The organism is Sphingomonas sp. J315 (genome assembly GCF_024666595.1).
In the GTDB taxonomy this organism is placed as follows: Bacteria; Pseudomonadota; Alphaproteobacteria; order Sphingomonadales; family Sphingomonadaceae; genus Sphingomonas.
Genome location: NZ_CP088296.1, coordinates 861,952 through 880,898, shown reverse-complemented (window position 1 = coordinate 880,898; position 18,947 = coordinate 861,952). Strand labels below are relative to the sequence as shown.

Sequence of the window (18,947 nt, the reverse complement as noted above, 5' to 3'; positions counted from 1 at the left end):
CCTGATAGGCATGTAGCCAGTAAATCCTAATCGGGTCGCCGGGCATGTTGACCGCCAAAGGCTGCAACGGGATCGGCTGCAAGGTGGCGCACCCTGAAAGCACAATTGAGATCGCCAGCGCTGCAAGCGACAGAAGCGGTCGCGGACCACCACCCATCCTACTTCTCCTGATTATTGTTGCGGCGGACGCCCATTCGCCAAGGGCGCAGCGGGGAGGGCAGTACAAGGCGTAGCTGCGCCGCCCGTCCGCGGATGGCATCAACCGTCCGGTGTAACCTTCGTGCGATCTCGCCCGGAGGGTGTCGCGCCTCGATCATCTGTATTAGCGCGGCATCGTCGGCCTCGGTCCATGGGCGCGGCTTGCGGCGCGCGGAGGTGTCGGTCGGATCGCTGCTCATTGGCGATACGCCAACAGACGAAGGGCATTGAATACGACCAGCAGTGTCGATCCCTCGTGGATCATCACCGCCGGTCCGATGCCCAGGCCCAGGATCGTAGCGGGCACGAGAAACCCGACGATGCCGAGGCTGACCACCAAATTCTGCCGGATGATGCCGCGCGTTTTGCGGCTTAGACCAACCGCGAAGGGCAGATGGGCGAGGTCATCCGCCATCAGCGCGACATCGGCGGTTTCCAGCGCCACGTCCGAACCGGCGGCGCCCATCGCGATGCCGACCGTCGCATTGGCCATCGCCGGCGCGTCGTTTACGCCATCGCCCACCATCGCGACCTTCGCTTCGCCACGCAGCTTGCGGATCGCCTCGACCTTGTCTTCGGGCAGCAAATCGCCCCATGCCTCGTCGAGGCCGACGTCGCGCGCAATTGCCTCGGCAACCTTCTGGTTGTCGCCCGAGATCATGATCATCCGCGTGATGCCGAGCGCATGAAGACGCGCGATCGTGTCTTTCGCAGCCGCGCGCGGCGTGTCCATCAGCCCGATGGCGCCGAGATCGCGTTCGCCGCGACGCACTACCATCGTCGTTCGCCCGCCGTCTCGCAGCCGGGCGATGGCATCGCGCATGGCATCCGAAAGCGGCGCAATGCCGTCAGCGCCGAACATCTCCGCCTTACCGATCAGCACCGGCTCGCCATCGATCTTCGCGGTGATCCCGCGTCCGGTCAGGCTGGCGAGATCGGTCGCGGCGGGAAGCTTGATCTCGCCGAGCCGTTTCTCGCCGTCCTTGGCGATCGCACGCGCGAGCGGATGGTCGCTGAGCCGCTCGACCGCCACCGCGACCGCGAGCAGATCGCGCTCATCCACACCGTCCGCCGGGATGATGTCGGTGATCCGCGGACGCCCCTCGGTCAGCGTGCCGGTCTTGTCAAAGGCGATGGCCTTGAGCGATCCCAGATCCTCGAGCGGACCACCGCCCTTTACCAGCACGCCGCCTCGGGCAGCGCGAGCGACACCGGATAGCACCGCGCTTGGCGTGGCGATTGCCAGCGCGCAGGGGCTTGCCGCCACCAGCACTGCCATTGCGCGATAGAAGCTGTCGCGGAACGGCTCGTCGATCACGACCCAGGCGAACAGCAGCACGACCGTGAGAAGTAGCACCGACGGCACGAACACGCGCTCGAACCGATCGGTGAAACGCTGCGTCGGCGACTGGCGCGTTTCGGCCTCGCTGACCAGTTCGACGACGCGCGCCAGCGTCGTCTCACTCGACTTGCGCGTGACCTCGACCTCGATCAGACCGCTGCCGTTGATCGTGCCGGCGAACACTCGATAGGGCGCTTCGATCGTGTCCGGTCTGGTGCGCGCCGCGGCTTCGTCGGGCACCGGCCGCTTGTCGACCGGCATGCTCTCACCCGTCACCGGCGCCTGATCGATGCTGGTCGTCCCTTTGACGATGAAACCATCCGCTGGCAGCCGCTCGTCGGGTTTGACAACCACCGTGTCGCCAACCACGAGTTGCTCGACCGGCAACTCGACCAGCTCGCCATCACGGCGCACCAAAGCTGTCTGCGGCGCCAACTCAGCCAACGCCTCGATCGCCCGTTTGGCGCGCCCCATGGCGTAGTTTTCGAGCGAATGCCCAAGGCTGAACAGGAACAGCAGCAGCGCGCCTTCGGCCCACGCGCCAAGCGCCGCCGCACCCACTGCGGCGACCAGCATCAGCGTGTCGATCTCGAACCGCTTGTGCCGCAGGTTGTCGATCGCTTCGCGCAACGTGAAGAAGCCACCGAACAGATACGCGGCGACGTAGCAGGCTAGCGGTATCCAGCCGGGCGGATTGGTCAGCTTCTCGAGCGCAAAGCCGATCGCGAGCAGCGCGCCGCACAGCAGCGCGCAGATCAGTTCGGTATTTGCGCCAAAAATCCTACCGTGCGCATGATCGTGCCGGCCATTTGGCTCGGGTGGGGCTTGATCGGTCATGCGATGGCCTCCGTTGGACGGACGTCATCCCGTTCGACCTCGGCCACGTCGGTCTCACGCCGGCCGTAACGGGCGTAGAGCGTGGGCAGGACGAACAGGGTCAGAAGCGTCGCCGAGATCAGGCCGCCGATGACGACTGTCGCGAGCGGCTTCTGCACTTCGGCACCCGACCCGGTCGCGATCGCCATCGGCACGAAGCCGAGCGAGGCCACCAGTGCGGTCATCACCACCGGCCGCAGCCGGGCGAGCGCGCCCTGCCAGGCCGCATCTGCCCTCGCGACGCCGCGCGCCATCAGATCCTGAATCGAGTTGACCATGACAAGGCCGTTGAGCACCGCGATGCCGGACAAGGCGATGAACCCGACCGCTGCCGAGATCGAGAATGGCATCCCGCGCAGGAACAGCGCGAGCACCCCGCCGACCAGCGCGAGCGGCACGCCGGTGAAGACGATCGCTGCGTCGCGCACGCTGCCCAATGCCCCGTAGAGCAGCAGGATGATCAGCGCGAAGCAGGCCGGCACGACCAGCATCAGCCGCTGGCTGGCCGATTGCAGATTCTCGAATTGGCCACCCCATTCGAGATACTCGCCGGCCGGCAGACGTACCTCCCGGGCCATCGCCACGCGGGCGTCTTCGACCACGCCCGCGACATCGCGGCCCCGGACATTGGCCTGAACGACGACACGGCGCTTGCCATTTTCGCGGCTGATCTGATTGGGACCGGCCGTCACCGCGATGTCGGCGATGCTTTCGAGCGGGACGAATGCGCCATCCGGCGTGGGCACGGGAACCTGCCCCAGCGTCTGTAGATCGGCGCGCGCGGCGTCGGTCAGCCGGATCGTCACCGCGAAACGCCGATCGCCCTCGAAGATCATCCCGGCGTCGCGCCCGCCGATCGCGGCGGCAAGCGTGTCCTGCATGACCTGCGCAGTGATCCCCAGCCGCGCCATCGCATCGCGGTTGGGCCGGACGTCGAGCATGGGCAGACCTTCGGTCTGTTCGACCCGCACATCGGTCGCGCCCTCAACATTACGCAAAATGCCCGCGATCTGGTTGGCCGTTGCGTTCATCGTGTCGGTGTCGTCGCCGAACACCTTGACCGCGATGTCGCCGCGCACGCCCGCGATCAACTCGTTGAAGCGCATCTGGATCGGCTGGCTGATCTCGAATGCGTTGCCCGGGAGGCTTTCCAGTGCCTTCTCGATCTTCGCAACCAGTTCCGCCTTTGGCAGCTTCGGATCGGCCCACTCGTTGCGGTCCTTCATGATGATGAAGGTGTCGGAGATGTTCGGCGGCATCGGATCCGACGCGAGTTCGGCGGTGCCTGTCTTGGAAAAGACGAACTTGACCTCGGGAATCGCCGAGATGGCCTTTTCAACGCGGAACTGCATCGTCTGGCTCTGCTCGACCGACGTGCCCGGCACGCGGAGCATCTGCGCGGTCGCATCCCCTTCGTCCAGCTGCGGCAGAAACTCCTGGCCCAGCGTCATGAACGCACCGATCGCCAGCACGAAAGCACCGACGGCGGCGGCAATCGTCGTGCGTGGCCGTTTCATTGCCTTGCCAAGGCCCGGCTCGTAGCGCCGTTTGAGCCAGGTCATGATCCGGCCCTCCTTCTCCTCGACCGGCTTTGACAGCCAGATCGCCAGCATCGCTGGCACGAAGGTAAGCGAGAGGATGAACGCGCAGGCCAGCGCCAGGATTACGGTCAGCGCCATCGGCGTGAACGTCTTGCCCTCGACCCCGGTGAGCGTGAGCAGCGGAACATAGACGAGGATGATGATCGCCTGGCCATAGACCGAGGGGCGGATCATTTCGCGCGTGGCGCTCGCCACCGCGTGCAGTCGTTCGCCCTTGTCGAGGGTGCGGCCAAGGTGATGCTGGCGTTCGGCGATCCGTCGCAGCGCATTCTCGACGATGATGACGGCACCATCGACGATCAGGCCAAAGTCGAGTGCGCCGAGACTCATCAAATTTGCCGATACACCGCCGCGCAGCATGCCAAAGCTGGTCATCAACATGGTGATCGGTATGACCAGCGCCGCGATGAGCGCGGCCCGGAAATTGCCGAGCAGCAGAAACAGCACGACCACGACGAGCAGTGCGCCTTCCGACAGATTCTTGGCGACGGTCTTGATCGTCGAATTGACCAGCCCCGTGCGGTCGAGCACCGGCTGGATGATGATATCGGTCGGCAGCGAAGCGTTGACCTCGTCGAGCCGGTCGGCGACCGCCGAGGCGACATTGCGGCTGTTCTCGCCGATGCGCATGACGGCTGTGCCGACGACGACTTCCCGACCGTTTTCGGACGCCGATCCCATCCGCGTTGCCTGACCGAGCTTTACCGTCGCGACCTGATTGAGCAGGATCGGCACGCCTTCGCGCGTCGCGATCACGGTGCGGGCAAGCTGGTCGGCATTGGCGATGCGCGCGTCGGAACGAACCGCGAGACCTTCACCGTTGCGATCGACGACACCTGCGCCGACCGCGCTGTTGTTCGCCTCAAGCGCTTCGGCAAGGTCGCTAAGGCTGAGTTTGAGCGCGGTCAGCCGCTGTACGTCCGGCACGACCTGATACTGCTTCACATAGCCGCCGATCGAGTCCACGCCCGCCAGGCCGGGGACCGACTTGAGCAACGGCGCGACGATCCAGTCCTGCGCAGTGCGCAGATAGGTCGCCTTGTCAGCGTCGCTGACCAGCCGGTCACCTTCCGGCGTGATGTAGCTGCCGTCCGGCTGGATGCCCGGCTCGCCGGCCTTGTGCTTGTCCTCGGGCCGATGAGCCATGTGGACGGTCCACATATAGACTTCGCCAAGGCCGGTCGCGATCGGCCCCATTTCCGGTGCGACGCCCTCCGGCAGGTTTTCCTCGGCGGAGCGCAGCCGTTCAGCAACTTGCTGGCGCGCGAAATAGATATCAGTGGCGTCGGTGAACACCGCAGTCACCTGCGCAAAGCCGTTGCGGCTTAGCGATCGGGTGTATTCTAGACCGGGAATGCCCGCGAGCGCGGTCTCGATCGGGAATGCGACTTGCTTCTCGACCAGTTCGGGCGAAAGCGCCGAGGCGCGGACGTTAATCTGCACCTGGTTGTTGGTGATGTCGGGAACGGCATCGATCGGCAGCCTCGACAAGGAGACCGCGCCGATAACCGCGGCGATGAGGGTCAAGAGCAGCACGAACCAGCGCCGCTCGACCGCGAAATTGACAATGCGTTCGATCACGGATCAATGCCCTCCGTGCTCGGCTTCGCCCTTGGCGAGCTCTGCCTTGAGCGTGAAGCTGCCATTACCGGCGACTTCCTCGCGGCCGGTGAGGCCGGACGTGACTGTGACCGTGCCGGCGCCGCGAGCGCCCAGCGTGACCGCCTGCGCGCGAAATCCGGTAGCGGTGCGGACGAACACGGTGTTGCGGTTTTCGACCGTCTGGACTGCGGCAGTCGGCACGCTGACCGCGCCGCCCCCTTCGCCCGGCAAATTCAATATGGCGGACACCGGTTCGCCGACACGCCACTGGCCGGCACGATTGTCGATCAGCGCGATGGCGGCGACCAGGCGCGTCGTTTCGTCGAGCACTGGCGAGACGAAGCTGAGCACTGCAGCCGAGCGGCGGCCACCCGCGCTGACCTCGACCGGCGTGCCAACCCGCACGCGCGCGGCATCGGCCGGTGAAAGCGAAATCGTTACTGCGACGAGCGACAGATTGGAGACGCGAAACAGCTCGGCATCTGCCGCAACGGTCTGGCCGAGCACAACCGGTCGTGCGGTGATGCGCCCGCCAAGCGGCGCGACGACACCGATGCGGTTGAGTGGGCCACCGCCGACGCCAGCCGCAGAGACCTGCTGTTGGGCAAGGCGTAGTGCGATACTGGCCTCAGTCGCCGCGGTGCGAGCTGCGATGAGATCGCGTTCGGGCGAGACACGAAGCTTGAACAGCCGGTCTTCGCGCCGCAGGTTGGATTGGGCGAGCGCCGAACGTGCTCGCGCCGCTTCGACCTCGGCCCTGAGCGACGCGGCTTCACGGCTTTCGATCACGGCGACCACCTGGCCGCGCGCGACGGCGTCGCCCAGATTGCGGTTGAGTGCGACGACGCGACCGCCGATCGCTGCGGAGACCACTTGTGTCCCCTGCGGATCGCCCTCGATCGTCGCGGGGAGCGTCAGCGCGCCGCCGCCGGAGGACAAGACCCGGACAACCTCGATGCCCGCAGCCTTAATCTGTTGCGCGGTCAGCGTGATGACGCCTTCTTCGCCTTCGCCTTCTCCGTGGGCGGCTTCATTGTCGCCATGATCATCCTTAGCCTCTGCACCGGCTCCCACGGCCGCGCTGTTGTTGGCGGCATCTTCGTTACCTGAGCAACCTGCCAGCAGCATCGCCAGGACGAGCGGTGCCGCAGCCCCGCTTACGAGCTTCTTCATCGTCAATTCCCCGTTTGCACCGGCGTGAGAGCCGGTGTTGTCAGCCGGGCGAGACGCGCCTCGGCATCATGATATTGTGCGCGCGCATCGACCGCGGCGGTGCGGGCATCGAGCAGTGCCTGTTCGGCTTCTAGCAAGACCAGCTGGTCGAACTTGCCCTCGCCATAGCCAATGCGTGCGATGCGGGCGGCTTCCTGTGCGGCACCGAGTGCCGGTCCAGACGCCCGCACGCTTGCCGCCGCCCGATCGCGGTCGGCGCGCGCCGCGGTGATCGCACGTTCAGCCTCGAAGCGGGCCACTCGCCGCTTGGCGTCACTCTGGTTGCGCAGCGCCGTAGCCTGACCCACGGCAGCCCGGCCGTTGTTGAACACCGGCAGCGGCACCGAGACGCCCAAGACCATCGCCATGTCGCCGCTGGCCTGAAGACGGCGCGTACCCGCGCTTACCGTCAGGTCGGGAATGCGCTGACTGCGCGCGAGGCGAAGTTGTGCATCGGCGGTGGCGACGTCGGCACCTGCGGCTGCGAGCGCCAACGTACCATCCGCATTCGCCGGTGTCGCAGGACCCGCCCGAACGTTGTCGATACGATCGAACCACGGCTGGTCCAGGGCACCGGGCCGGCTGGCGCCGACGAACTGGGCGAGCGCTAATCGGTTCGCCTCGACGCTGCGCTGTGCACGCTCCAGCTCTGCTTCCGCGTTTGCCGCCAGCAGGGCAGCGCGCTGCTGATCGATGGGTGAGTTCGCCCCGGCTTCGACCCGGTCGCGCGCGATACGCAAATTTTCGCGCGTGACCCCAAGCTGGTCCTGCGCGATCGTCAGCCTTCGTTCAGCGGCGACCGCCTCGATATACGCTTGTGTGACTTGTAGCCTGAGGTCGGCTCGCGTGATCACTGCGTCGATCTTGGCGCGCGCCGTCTGCGCGTCGGCTACTGCGATGCGTGCTGGGCGTTTACCGCCGAGTTCAAGCGGAAGCGCGAACGCAATCGTTGTCTCGGCTTCGTTGATGCCCTTGTACGGGCCGGTGCCGATTACATTCTCGACATCGGCGCTGAGCGTCGGGTTCGGTCGCAACGCAGCGACTACACGACCCGCTTCGGCGGCTTCGATGCCGAGCGCCGCCACTTCGTTGGCCGGCGCGATCGCGCCCGCCTGAGCCAACGCTTCGTCAAGCGTTAGCGTCTCGCCAGCTGAGACCGGCGCGGACGATGTCGAACTTTGCGCCTGCGCAATCCCTGCGCACGACGCCGCGGCGAGAAGCGCCGCGTAGATGGACTTCATGATGGAACACTCCTGACAGCCACAAACAGCCGCCGGGCATCGGCCCGCGGCGGAGGGGCGTCAGGCTTGCGGAGGTCTCAACGCGGCGTCGGGCGCGGCCGCGACCAGCACACTCGCCGGGCCGCGATCACGAATATTCTCATGTGAGGTTAGCGTCGCTGTCACGGCGGCATCGTCAAGCGACGCGAAATGGTGGCCGTGGCAGCCGCCGTGCTGATGCGCGATGTTCTGGTCGCTCTTGCCGGTCTCCGGCGCGTTCTGATCGGCGTGATCCACATCCACGCCCGGCAGCGAGGGAGCCATCTCGACGCAGATCGACCGCTCCACGGCATGCGCGACCGGCGCAGTGCCGATCGACAGCAGCGCAAACGCACAAAGCATCAAGGTGAACAGACGGATCATCGCGATGCCGCGTTATCCTTTCGTGGCCGGGTTGTCATCTGCAAAGTGCGCGCCAACGAAGTTGATATAGCGTATCATATCGCCGACGAAAGTGAATCGAACTGTCGGCATTTCGAGTTAACGCTTGAGACCATAAATATCCTGGCCAAAGGTCTGAACTCATTCCGTATAGACGCCCGATGTATTTCATCTTCATCTTTCATTTGACTTGCAGACGGAAGATGCCCTGCTGCCCGGACGCGGAAATCTCACGCTTAGCCTGACGGATAATCTGAACACCGCCGGTGATCCCTAGGCCGGCCATGATCGCCGCCACGATCAGATCAGGCCAGGCCGTCCCGGTGCCGAACACCCCGACAGCAGCCATGACCACGGCGACGTTGCCGATCGCATCGTTGCGCGAGCAGATCCACACGGACCGCATGTTCGCGTCGCCCGCGCGGTAGCGGTAGAGCAGCAACGCAACGCCGGCATTGGCGATCAGCGCCACGACGCCAACAACACCCATCACTTCGGCCTCCGGCGTCTGTCCGTCCCACACAGCCCACAATGTCGCGCCGAGCACATAGGTACCAAGCAGAAGGAGCGTCACACCCTTGAACAGGGCGGCACGCGCACGCCAGCCGAGCGCCATACCGGCAACGCCGAGGCTGATCGCATAGTTGGCCGCGTCGCCCAGGAAATCGAGCGCATCGGCCTGAAGCGCTTTCGATCCGCCCGAGACACCGGCGATCATCTCGGCCACGAACATCGTCGCGTTGACCACCAGCGCGATCCACAGAGCGCGGCGCCATTTGGGGTCATTGTTCGCGTCGGACTTGTCCGAAGCACAGCTATTGCAGGCCATTGCCACCTCGCACGACTCGATGTGACAGGCTATATGGACCCTGTAGTAACTCGAGGGTCAATGGGCATGAAAATCGGCGAGCTCGCACGAGCGACCAGCACCAAGATCGAAACGATCCGCTTTTACGAGAAGATCGGTTTGCTTCCCGCGCCCGCTCGGACTGCAACGAATTATCGCGCCTACAATCAAACCCAACTGGCCCGTCTGTCCTTCGTGCGCCGCGCCCGCGACCTTGGCTTTACGCTCGATCAGATACGCGGTTTGCTCGCCTTGTCAGATGATCGGGACCAGTCTTGCAGTGCAGTCGATACCGTGGCTCGTCAGCACGTGTCCGAAATCGACCGCAAGATCACCGATTTGCGGGCGCTCCGCCGCGAACTGCAAGAGATGCTCGATCAATGCAGCCAGGAGACGGTCTCAACATGCCGGATCATTGAGTCTTTGGCGCCACGCTGACTTGGCGTCTCGTTGAGCGAAGTGGCAAACGACCGATTCGGTCGCTCCAAGCGCTCGCGGAGATACCCGACCCTGGGCGTTAGCTTGTAGAAGCTGACTCCGAAAAGCGACCGTTCCCAGAACGTCCGCGCAAGGTTATTGCCGTAAATAATTGATCGCACAGCGCAGTATGAGTCAGTGCTAGGGTCGGGACCCATAAACGGGATTCCCTTGGCGGCTGGGATGTGATTCATGCGCTGCGCCAGCAGGAGCGTGGATTTGAGCGAGTTTTGGTTGAGTGAAGCCCAGTTCGAGCGGCTTCGTCCGCTGCTGCCGGACAAGGTGCGCGGTGTGGCGCGGGTCGATGATCGGCGGGTGATCAGCGGCATCATTCATGTGGTGAAGTCGGGCGGGCGCTGGGTCGACGCGCCGGCCTGCTACGGGCCGAGGAAGACGCTCTACAACCGGTTCGTGCGCTGGGCGGCAAAGGGTGTGTGGCAGGAGCTGTTCGTCACGCTCGCGGCAGCAGGCGGGCCGCCCGCCGAGGTCCTGATCGACAGCACGCATATGAAGGCGCACCGCTCCGCGGGCGGTGGAAAAGGGGGGGCGCTCGTCCAGGCGATCGGGATCAGCCGGGGCGGCCGCAACAGCAAGCTCCACGCGCTCACCGACGGCGAAGGTCGGCCGCTCCGCTTCCTGCTGACCGGTGGCCAGGTCGCCGACTGCCGCGCAGCCGATGTGTTGCTCGATGATCTCGCGCCGCGCACCATCGTGCTCGCGGACAAGGCTTACGACAGCAATGCGATCCGCGACCTGATCGAGCGGCAGGGTGCCGTTCCGAACATCCCCTCCAAGACGAACCGCCGCTGGAAAAGCTGCTTCTCCAAGACGCTCTACAAGGGCCGCAACGCCGTCGAGCGCATGTTCTGCCGCCTCAAGGATTATCGCCGCATCGCCACCCGCTACGACAAGCTCGCCACCAACTTCCTCAGCGCCATCTACCTCGCCGCAGCCGTCACATGGTGGTTATGAGTCCCGACCCTAAGACTGCTAACCTCCGGGGGATGGACCGATGAAGCTCGCGCATTTGCGCATCTGTAACTTCAGGTGCTTTGGAAATGTCGCTACTGAGATCGGGTTGGACGACACCACGTTCATCCTCGGACCTAACGGCACCGGCAAAACTGCGATCCTGCAGGCGCTGGCAAGAATGTTCAGTCTCGATCCTGCGCTGCGCAAGATCAGGCATTCGGATTTTCACATTGCAACCGATGAAGCACCCGATGCCGCGCCGGAAGAGCGCAGGCTCTGGATCGAAGCCGATTTCGACTTTCCCGAACTCGAACTGGACGACGAAGGCGCCATGCCCGCCGTGCCGGGCAATTTCGCGCACATGCTGATGGTGGACGATGATGAGGCTGTGCGCGTCCGTTTCCGTCTGGCTGCGACGCTCGATCAGGATGGCGATATTGAGGAAACCTTCACCTATGTGACCAAAACCGACGATGCAGGGGTGCCGACCGAGGAAAGCCGCGCATCCAAGCAAGATCGCAATGCCATTCAGGTGCACTATCTGCCCGCTCGGCGCGATCCTTCCGATCATATCTCCTACTCGTCCAATGCGCTGTTGGGCCGGGCATTGCGGGCGGCGGACTGGAGCGGTGAACGTGCGGCAATCGGCGATCTCACCGCGCAGATCACCGCAGCGCTGACGGGCAACGCCGCCATCGAAAGCATTGGCGAATCCCTGACCACGATCTGGAGCCAACTGCACAAGGGCCAGTTCTTCGCCGACCCCGGGGTTTCCTTCGAGCAGAGCGAGATCGATACGCTGCTTCGCCATTTGAGCCTGACGTTCACGCCCGGACACGGTGAACCTCTCGTTGATTTTTCGCGGTTGAGCGACGGTCAGCAGTCGCTGCTCTACATCTCGCTGGTACTCGCCATGCGCGAGATCAGCGACAAGGTGCTAGCAGGCGAGCTGTGCGCGTTCGATATCGATAAGCTGCGGCCCGCAATCTTCACTCTGATTGCGGTCGAAGAGCCGGAGAACAGCCTGTCGCCACATTATCTGGGACGCATCGTGCGTGCCGTTTCCGAATTCGCCAAAGGTCAGAATACCCAAGCGCTCGTGGCAACGCACGCGCCGTCGCTTCTGCGGCGGGTTGCGCCCGAGACCATTCGTTATCTGCGGCTCGACGGCAACCGCCGCACGGTCGTTACGCGTGTCGTGCTTCCTCAAAATGCGGACGCCGCCAAATATGTGCGCGAAGGCGTACAAGCCTTTCCGGAGCTGTATTTCTCGCGGTTCGTGATCCTGGGTGAAGGCGACAGCGAGGAGGTCGTTCTGCCGCGGCTGCTCGGCGCGCGCGGGATTCTTACCGATGACGCGTCGATTTCGATCGTTCCCTTGGGCGGTCGGCACGTCAATCATTTCTGGCGGTTGCTGCACGCGCTCGGCATTCCGCACGCGACACTGCTCGACCTTGACCTTGCTCGCTATCAAGGGGGCTGGGGCCGGATCAAATATGCCGCGAAGCAACGCCTCAAATACGGCGATATCGAAAACGCCGGCATCGACGACGACGATATCGCGGGCATTCCGGCCTGGGACAGCGATCTGGGATTGCTGGACGATGACGATGACTGGATCGAGTATTTCGCAGATCGGGGAATCTTCTTCTCTTCTCCGCTTGATCTCGACTTCATGATGATCGAAGCGTTTGGGGAAGTGTACAAGATTGACGACGACGAGCGCGAGGAACCGGACGAAAGCACGCTCAAGGCGGTTCTTGGCAAGAAGCACGACACAGTTGATGGCCAGTACTCCGACGAGCAGCTGGAGCTGTTCGATGCCTATCACCGCAGGTTCAAGATCGGCAGCAAGCCGGCTTGGCACATCCGGGCGATGGCGGCGCTCGATGATGCGGAACTAGCGGCCGACATGCCAGCAGTTATGACAGCGCTGATCGACTATGTTGAAACCGCACTGGAAGGCCTGCCAGAATGATCTCGGCCGAGCGATGGTCTCCTGCCGACGGCTTGACGCTCGAGCCGAATGCGATGGCTGCCGCTACGGAGATCGCACGCAATCTGGCGCTGACCGCAGGTCCGGGTGCCGGCAAGACCGAAATGCTCGCGCAACGTGCGGACTTCCTGCTTCGGACCGGCACTTGCCGCTATCCGCGGCGGATCCTCGCCATCTCCTTCAAGACCGATGCCAGCCAGAACTTAAAGGCGCGCGTCCGCAAACGCTGTGGACCCGAACTGGCGGCGCGCTTCGACAGCCACACCTTTCATGCATTTGCGAAGCGGATCATCGATCGCTTTCGCCCCGTGCTCACCGGACGGGATGCCCTGGGCCCGGACTATTCGATCGGTACACGTCGGGTGCAGCGCCAGTCCATCACCTTCGCCGACATGGTGCCGCTCGCCCATACGATCATCGAAGCCAGCCTCATTGCACGCAACGCAGTGCGTCAGACCTACACCCATATCTTTCTCGATGAATTTCAAGACTGCACGGCCGAGCAATATCGCCTGATTCTCGCTTGCTTCGGGGGCACCTCGGCGATTCTGACAGCGGTGGGCGATACCAAGCAAAGCATCATGGGCTGGGCCGGCGCGCTTGAGGGTATCTTCCAGACCTTTGCCGATGAGTTCGATGCGCTACCGCGCAACCTCTACCAGAATTTCCGATCCGCACCGCGGCTACGCCGCATGCAGAATGCGATGGTCAAAGTGATGGATCCGCCCGCCGCGCTCGACGATGCGGATATCCTCGGCGAAGAGGGCGAGATCGCTGTTCTTCGTTTCGACGATGATGGCGAAGAAGCTGCCAGCCTGACGGGGCAAATCCGCGACCTGATCGACAATGGCGTCCGACCCTCTGAAATCGCGATTCTCGTCAGCAAGCAGCAGAACCTCTATTGCCAGCGCCTTACGGTCGCATTCGAGGCCGCCGAAATCCCGTTTCGTGAGGAAGACAAGGAACAGGATCTGGCGTCGGAGCCGGTCGCCTGCCTGCTCATCGACTTTCTCCTAGTCGCCAGCGGTTCGCGGCAGCCCGCCGCCTATCGCCGATTACTGGATATCGTGGTGTTCAACCATGGCTATGACGAGGAGCGCGAATATCAACTGCGCTCACGCTGGGATCGCTTCGTTACAGAAACTAGGCGGCAGATCGCGTCGGGTGAGATCAATCTAGGCCATATCAACGACCTGCAAGCCGTTGCCACGGCGCTGGTAGGCGTAGTCGGGCGCGACAATCTCATCGCGCTTTCGCCTGACTACGCGCATGGTGGCCGCCTCGACCAACTTATAGAACAGGCACTCGAACGCGCGCATCTGTTGCTGCAAGGCGACGCGGAGCCGGCGACGGCCTTGGCGTCCTTCTCTGGCGACAGCGCGGTTCGCATCATGTCGGTGCATAAGAGTAAGGGTCTGGAGTTTGATACAGTCGTCATTCTCGGGGTCGAGAAAGAGACTTTCTGGGGTGAATCATCGGCGGAGCGCGCTGCCTATTTTGTCGGGATTTCCCGCGCTAAACAAAGGCTTTGGCTAACCACGTGTCACTGTCGCCAGCGCCCGGATGGCGCTAAACGCTGGGATGTCGAGCGTCGGGAGCACGACGAATTTCTTGGCTACGCACTTGATGGCGATTGAGCCGAACTTATGCAGCGATCAGCAAAACTCGACATCGGCGTGGTTGTGTCAAGCTCGGTGAGCTCTTGGAGTTCTCGCAGGTACCTGACGAGAATCCGCGGTGCCAGTTTTCAAACCAGTCGGGCAGCCGTGCTGGCGCGTATGTACGATCAACCAAAAGGATCAAGCGCGTGCGAAAGCAAAGCGTGACGCACTTCGATGTTCTTCGTTCCGGCGCGGCTATGGGTCGTACTGAACCGGTTGATTCGATGCACCGGGACCATAGGAACCGGACCACCTAGAATATTTAGCGCAGCGTGAGACGCGATCGCATTTGCCAATCGCTCCATTGAGAAACCGAGATCGCCGTCCAACACATAACCGAGCATGCAACCGACCTCCAACCCTTCGGCATATTGCTCGGTGATGAAGCGCATCATTCCGTCGGTGACGTAAGGGCCGGCCAGTGATTGTCTGCCACCGCTGTAGATCACATTTAGGCGTTTGCATTCGTAGGCGAGGTAGCGCGTGCGATCCCAGTCGAGAATGACAGCGAGGTCGATCTGACCTTTGCTGTATTGGGCGCCTGTTGGATGGGTGCCGGTCGGTTCGAACTGAAATTCTATCCAGTGACAAAGCCGACGAACCACAGGATCCTTGCCCAGCAAAGAGACGAGATTGATTGTGATCGTGTCTTCGTCGGGTTGTCCGGGCAGAAGATCGAGGAGCGTGGGCCATACCGCCGCAATACGGTCGAGAATGCGATCATCGAGCGAGGCAAAACGCGCTGCCCATTTCTCAGTGTCGCCCAGCAGCATCAGGCGCCGGCAGTCCGTCTTTGGATGGTGATCGCGTCCTGAAGATCCATCGCGATCGAATCCGCGTCGGCAAGTGCGGCAGCCCGAAGCCAGAACCGCATTTGCATCGGCTTGATCAGATAGAGACTGTCGCCGACGAAGACCCGGAGATCGGGGATCAACTGGAAATTACCGTCCAGCGGCTGATTGATGTGCTCCGACAGATAATCCAGCACATCGTTCAGAGAAGCGCTGTCATCCTCGGAATAGCTGCTCTCATGCTCGAGCGTGATCCGCAATATTGCGAGATCGACGCTCCTGGCGACCAACTTCGTGCCTACCGATCCGCCATCAAGGAGCCATCCCCGCAGACTCTCGGCCAAGGTTTCGGCATATGCCCGCCGCTGATCTTCGAGCGGCGGCTTCCAAAGACCCGGACTTGCACCTTCGTGCGGCTGGATCGCGGGAATGATTGTTTCGACCGCATCGTCGATCAGAACGATCTCGTCGTCCGAAAGGCAGAAATAATCATATGTTAAGCGGTCGATCGCGCCGAGATACGCATCGTCTCCGCCACCGAGCGTGAAAGGTTGGCGCGAGGCATCCATCGCCGCGTCGATCACCGCGACCAGCGCGTCCGAGGCGCGGGCCGCTCGATCGGGATCCGGCAGCTCCGCGAGTTGCGGGAAGGGCAGGCGTCGCAGTTCGGCCTGCTTCACTTCCGGCCGGTCCGATCCGAACGATGCCGTGCCATGGAATGCGTACCAGACGGAAAGTCGGCTGTTCAGGATAGCCGTGAGCAATTTTGCCCGCCGCTCCTCGCCGGACGGAACGATGATCGCCTGCAGAATGTCTTGGAACGTCAACGGACTTTGACAATAGGCGGCGCGCAACCTGGTTTGGGAGGTTTCGACCCCGCGCGGGACAAGGATGCGAACCCCAGCAAAGCCCGGCTCGAAACCCCTTCTGCGCACAAGGTTGCTGATAGCAGGGTGCAGGCCATCATCGGCTTGTGCCAGTCTGCGAAAAGCACCGATCGGGAGGTCGGGGTATGTGCCGACATACTGGCTAACCTGAGGCTTGACCGGTTTGCTCCCCGTTTCGTCCTCCTCGGCGCCGGCGTAGCCCGCAGTTTCATCATCTTCATCGTCATCGGTCGTGAATGGCTGGTAGCCTTGCCCAATGACCCAGTGCCCAGTCGGGTCCTGCCGCCGCCGGCTGAACGACCCAAAGTCAGCGACAAGGTCGCCGATTTTTGACAGCCGGGCGAGATAGCCGAACAGTTTGGCGTCCGGTTCCCGCATCCAGAGGCGTTGCTTGAATGCTAACGGGTTATCTAGAACGGCCTCCACGGACATCGCCATCTTGTCGGCGCTGCTGAGCGTGATCACCCGTTTGATCCGCAGGTTCAGATCGGCTTTCGGCGCCCAATAATCAAACGTGTAGGGAAAATGGTCCACTGAGCCGGCACCATAAATGACAAGTGCTGCGGGACGATGGGCATGTTCGAAGAGCTGGAAGCGCAGGTCGGCGAAGTTGATGATCCGCCGGATGCGGCACGCGCGCATAAATTGGTTTCGCGCGGCCACCGTCTTTGCCGAATGGTTATGCAGGAAGCCCATCGACGGAAGAAGAAAAGCGACGACGCCGCCTGCGGCGAGATGCCGACCGGCCTTCCAGGTGAAGGCCCAGGCGTCCTCCTTGCCGGGCATCGGGAGCGCTGCCGCCTTACTCCACCGAACCGACGACCGGTCGGGTCCTCGCCGGCTCGTCCAAGGCGGATTGCCGATGATGAGATCGAAGCCCTCCTCGGCTTCGGGCACCGCGAAAAAGTCCCGACAGATGAGGCTGTGGCCCCACAGCTCCGGCAAGACCTTCCCTCGGCTGATCAGCCGTCGGATGTCGCGGGGCGATACTTCCTCGAGCAATGCGACGTAGAGAGAGAACACCGCCACGCGCACCGCGCTGCCATTGATATCCCAGCCATGGACACGGCGCAGTATCCCGAGGAGCTGGTCCCAGGCGATCTCGCCATCGTTCGAACGGCTTCGCCAGTGTTCGCACAGCCGCTGGAAGGACCGGACCAGAAAAACACCCGACCCGCATGCCGGATCGAGAAAGCGGCCTTTGTCGCGCACTGCTGGGCTTAGCATGTCCCAGACCTGCGATACGACGGTATCGGCCAGGAACATGGGGGTATAAAAGGCGCCGGTCGCCCGACGCTCCGCTTCTTTTTCCCCTAGAAAGCGATCATAAACCGCACTGACGAGTTCGACGGGGATGTATCGGAAATCATAGCCCCAGAACCTATGCTGCCCGTGCGCCATCTCTTCGCGACCCAGGCGGAACGAGGCGAGGATATCAAGATGGCTGCCCCTGATCTCCGGCGCTTGTACCTGCGGCTCGAACGAGCAGGGCGCGACAAAAATATCGCCGTTGAAGTCGGCCTTGAGCGTCGCGAACAGAGCCTGAAGAAGCGACACGTCCCGCTGTCCTAGCATTTCAAGGAAGCTATTCGCGGCTCCTGAGGATACCGTGCGGAAATATTCGGTCGAAATGATGTCGCGGTCTTCGAGATAAGCGATGAACATCGCCTGGATCAGAAGCGCCTGAGCGGGGTCGGGATCGAGACCCTCCTTGCGAAGCAGCGTGTGCGAGACCTTGAGATTGTCGAGCAGAACCTGGTCGATGCGTTCCTTCGGCTTGAAGTATTCCGCGTGCTCGGACCACAACCGACCCGATTCGGCGCCATCGACAATATTTCGAAACCGCAGGGCATCGGCCGTCAGCGTCAACGTGTCGACCAAGCAACGATTCTCGAACGCCTCGTCGGCATCTTTCAGCGGCGTTCGGGCGAGCGAGAACGCCCGCATGACCTCACCACTGATGACTAGGAGCAGACTGATCAGCCCTTGGTTCCACAATGCACCATGGAGATCGACGATCGCCTTGCGGTCGTAATTGTCGGTGACCAGAATAGCGATCGTTGGCACCGTCTGGACGCAAAACACCGCCGACACCTGAAGGTCATCCAGCGCCACCCGGATCGCCGAGGCGTGCGGCGCATCAACAACAGACGCTGACACGTCGTAGAGTTCCGGCGCCTGCCGGTTGGCGAGGCCAAGCCGCTCCTTCCATTCCGGGCTAAGCGCGAGGGTCATCGGGTCGCTCATCCGGTGGCTGCAGCGCGCGTCAGTACAAGTGGCGGGAACATCAATTGACTTTGATCGCTCTCGCCCTGCTCGCGAAGCAGGGCACCACGCAGCTCCGCGAGCAGCGGATCGAGCGGACAGAAGATCGTCAGCTCGCCAGCTTTCCACGGCGATGGATCCCGGACAATGCGGCATTTGCGTTGCAGCAGGTCGATTGCGAAGACACCGCCTTCCATGACGCTCCAAGGGGACGCATCGCAGATAGTGATGATGTCCGGGACAATATCCTTCAGCGCGCTTACTCGAATGCCAGCCGTTTCGGTCAGTCGCCGGATGATGCTCGCCGCGACCAGATCACCAATTGTGAAGCATGGCGCTCGTCCAGTGCGCCCAGCATAGGACGGCAACGCGCGTTTCCAGTGCCGATAGGTTTCTAGCGAGAGGCCGACGGTGTCACGCAATTGGCCAATCGTATAATGCATGGGGCTCACAACGGCCTGAGGTGGGGCCAGCCCCATGTAATTGGTGCGCTAGGCGCCGTCAACCATGTTCTCTCTGTGTTCCCGGCAAGCTAGTTGCAGCGCGAATTGGCGGAAGT

General features: G+C 62.7%; 14 protein-coding genes. 4 read left to right on the top strand and 10 right to left on the bottom strand.

Translation table 11 applies throughout. The annotated features are described in order from the left end of the window. Positions 1–158: 158 nt before the first annotated feature. From LRS08_RS04720 to LRS08_RS04690, 7 genes are all read right to left on the bottom strand, one after another. A complete protein-coding gene (locus LRS08_RS04720) occupies positions 159–398 on the bottom strand; it encodes a hypothetical protein (protein ID WP_224921311.1) in 240 nt (79 codons plus the stop codon). Beyond that, positions 395–2,377 carry a heavy metal translocating P-type ATPase gene (locus tag LRS08_RS04715; protein WP_224921312.1) on the bottom strand — a complete coding sequence of 661 codons (1,983 nt, stop codon included), beginning with the start codon at positions 2,375–2,377 and terminating at the stop codon, positions 395–397. The genes LRS08_RS04720 and LRS08_RS04715 overlap by 4 nt, the downstream gene beginning before the upstream one ends. After that, positions 2,374–5,598 carry an efflux RND transporter permease subunit gene (locus LRS08_RS04710; protein WP_224921313.1) on the bottom strand — a complete coding sequence of 1,075 codons (3,225 nt, stop codon included), beginning with the start codon at positions 5,596–5,598 and terminating at the stop codon, positions 2,374–2,376. Before LRS08_RS04710 ends, LRS08_RS04715 begins: the two co-directional genes overlap by 4 nt. Before the next feature lie 3 nt (positions 5,599–5,601). Beyond that, entirely contained in the window at positions 5,602–6,792 is a 1,191-nt protein-coding gene (locus LRS08_RS04705; RefSeq protein WP_224921314.1) for an efflux RND transporter periplasmic adaptor subunit, read from the bottom strand. A gap of 2 nt (positions 6,793–6,794) precedes the next feature. After that, the gene (locus LRS08_RS04700; protein WP_224921315.1) at positions 6,795–8,072 is read right to left on the bottom strand and encodes a TolC family protein; all 1,278 of its coding nucleotides are present in this window, start codon (positions 8,070–8,072) and stop codon (positions 6,795–6,797) included. Positions 8,073–8,132: 60 nt separating this feature from the next. Next, a complete protein-coding gene (locus LRS08_RS04695) occupies positions 8,133–8,474 on the bottom strand; it encodes a hypothetical protein (RefSeq protein WP_224921316.1) in 342 nt (113 codons plus the stop codon). 199 nt (positions 8,475–8,673) lie between these two features. After that, positions 8,674–9,321 (bottom strand): cation transporter, encoded by a 648-nt coding sequence (locus tag LRS08_RS04690; RefSeq protein WP_224921317.1) that lies wholly within the window; start codon positions 9,319–9,321, stop codon positions 8,674–8,676. A 66-nt stretch (positions 9,322–9,387) separates the two neighbouring features. Here LRS08_RS04690 and LRS08_RS04685 point away from each other — a divergent pair, with 66 nt between their 5' ends. The 4 genes from LRS08_RS04685 to LRS08_RS04670 all read left to right on the top strand — a co-directional run bounded on the left by LRS08_RS04685 (position 9,388) and on the right by LRS08_RS04670 (position 14,421). Beyond that, positions 9,388–9,777 carry a MerR family transcriptional regulator gene (locus LRS08_RS04685; RefSeq protein WP_260481389.1) on the top strand — a complete coding sequence of 130 codons (390 nt, stop codon included), beginning with the start codon at positions 9,388–9,390 and terminating at the stop codon, positions 9,775–9,777. A gap of 231 nt (positions 9,778–10,008) precedes the next feature. After that, on the top strand, positions 10,009–10,788 hold the full coding sequence (locus LRS08_RS04680) for an IS5 family transposase (protein ID WP_374580018.1): 780 nt from the start codon (positions 10,009–10,011) through the stop codon (positions 10,786–10,788). Positions 10,789–10,828: 40 nt separating this feature from the next. Continuing rightward, positions 10,829–12,766, top strand: a complete 1,938-nt coding sequence (locus LRS08_RS04675; RefSeq protein WP_224921319.1) for an ATP-dependent nuclease — start codon at positions 10,829–10,831, stop codon at positions 12,764–12,766. Next, positions 12,763–14,421: a UvrD-helicase domain-containing protein gene (locus LRS08_RS04670; protein WP_224921320.1), complete on the top strand. Its 1,659-nt coding sequence runs from the start codon at positions 12,763–12,765 to the stop codon at positions 14,419–14,421. Before LRS08_RS04675 ends, LRS08_RS04670 begins: the two co-directional genes overlap by 4 nt. Before the next feature lie 149 nt (positions 14,422–14,570). Here the strand turns inward: LRS08_RS04670 and LRS08_RS04665 are convergent, their stop codons facing one another. The 3 genes from LRS08_RS04665 to LRS08_RS04655 are packed head-to-tail and all read right to left on the bottom strand — an operon-like array spanning position 14,571 to position 18,831. After that, positions 14,571–15,218, bottom strand: a complete 648-nt coding sequence (locus LRS08_RS04665) for a hypothetical protein (protein ID WP_224921321.1) — start codon at positions 15,216–15,218, stop codon at positions 14,571–14,573. Further along, entirely contained in the window at positions 15,218–18,370 is a 3,153-nt protein-coding gene (locus LRS08_RS04660) for a class I SAM-dependent DNA methyltransferase (protein ID WP_224921322.1), read from the bottom strand. The genes LRS08_RS04665 and LRS08_RS04660 overlap by 1 nt, the downstream gene beginning before the upstream one ends. Continuing rightward, positions 18,367–18,831, bottom strand: a complete 465-nt coding sequence (locus LRS08_RS04655; protein WP_224921323.1) for a hypothetical protein — start codon at positions 18,829–18,831, stop codon at positions 18,367–18,369. The genes LRS08_RS04660 and LRS08_RS04655 overlap by 4 nt, the downstream gene beginning before the upstream one ends. Positions 18,832–18,947: the final 116 nt, after the last annotated feature.

Excerpts from the sequence above, each read along its gene's own strand:
- LRS08_RS04720 (WP_224921311.1), bottom strand. The coding sequence starts at position 398 with ATGAGCAGCGATCCGACCGACACCTCCGCGCGCCGCAAGCCGCGCCCA.
- LRS08_RS04665 (WP_224921321.1), bottom strand. The coding sequence starts at position 15,218 with ATGCTGCTGGGCGACACTGAGAAATGGGCAGCGCGTTTTGCCTCGCTC.
- LRS08_RS04675 (WP_224921319.1), top strand. The coding sequence starts at position 10,829 with ATGAAGCTCGCGCATTTGCGCATCTGTAACTTCAGGTGCTTTGGAAAT.
- LRS08_RS04685 (WP_260481389.1), top strand. The coding sequence starts at position 9,388 with ATGAAAATCGGCGAGCTCGCACGAGCGACCAGCACCAAGATCGAAACG.
- LRS08_RS04670 (WP_224921320.1), top strand. The coding sequence starts at position 12,763 with ATGATCTCGGCCGAGCGATGGTCTCCTGCCGACGGCTTGACGCTCGAG.
- LRS08_RS04715 (WP_224921312.1), bottom strand. The coding sequence starts at position 2,377 with ATGACCGATCAAGCCCCACCCGAGCCAAATGGCCGGCACGATCATGCG.
- LRS08_RS04700 (WP_224921315.1), bottom strand. The coding sequence starts at position 8,072 with ATGAAGTCCATCTACGCGGCGCTTCTCGCCGCGGCGTCGTGCGCAGGG.
- LRS08_RS04680 (WP_374580018.1), top strand. The coding sequence starts at position 10,009 with ATGCGCTGCGCCAGCAGGAGCGTGGATTTGAGCGAGTTTTGGTTGAGT.
- LRS08_RS04690 (WP_224921317.1), bottom strand. The coding sequence starts at position 9,321 with ATGGCCTGCAATAGCTGTGCTTCGGACAAGTCCGACGCGAACAATGAC.
- LRS08_RS04695 (WP_224921316.1), bottom strand. The coding sequence starts at position 8,474 with ATGATCCGTCTGTTCACCTTGATGCTTTGTGCGTTTGCGCTGCTGTCG.
- LRS08_RS04705 (WP_224921314.1), bottom strand. The coding sequence starts at position 6,792 with ATGAAGAAGCTCGTAAGCGGGGCTGCGGCACCGCTCGTCCTGGCGATG.
- LRS08_RS04660 (WP_224921322.1), bottom strand. The coding sequence starts at position 18,370 with ATGAGCGACCCGATGACCCTCGCGCTTAGCCCGGAATGGAAGGAGCGG.
- LRS08_RS04655 (WP_224921323.1), bottom strand. The coding sequence starts at position 18,831 with ATGCATTATACGATTGGCCAATTGCGTGACACCGTCGGCCTCTCGCTA.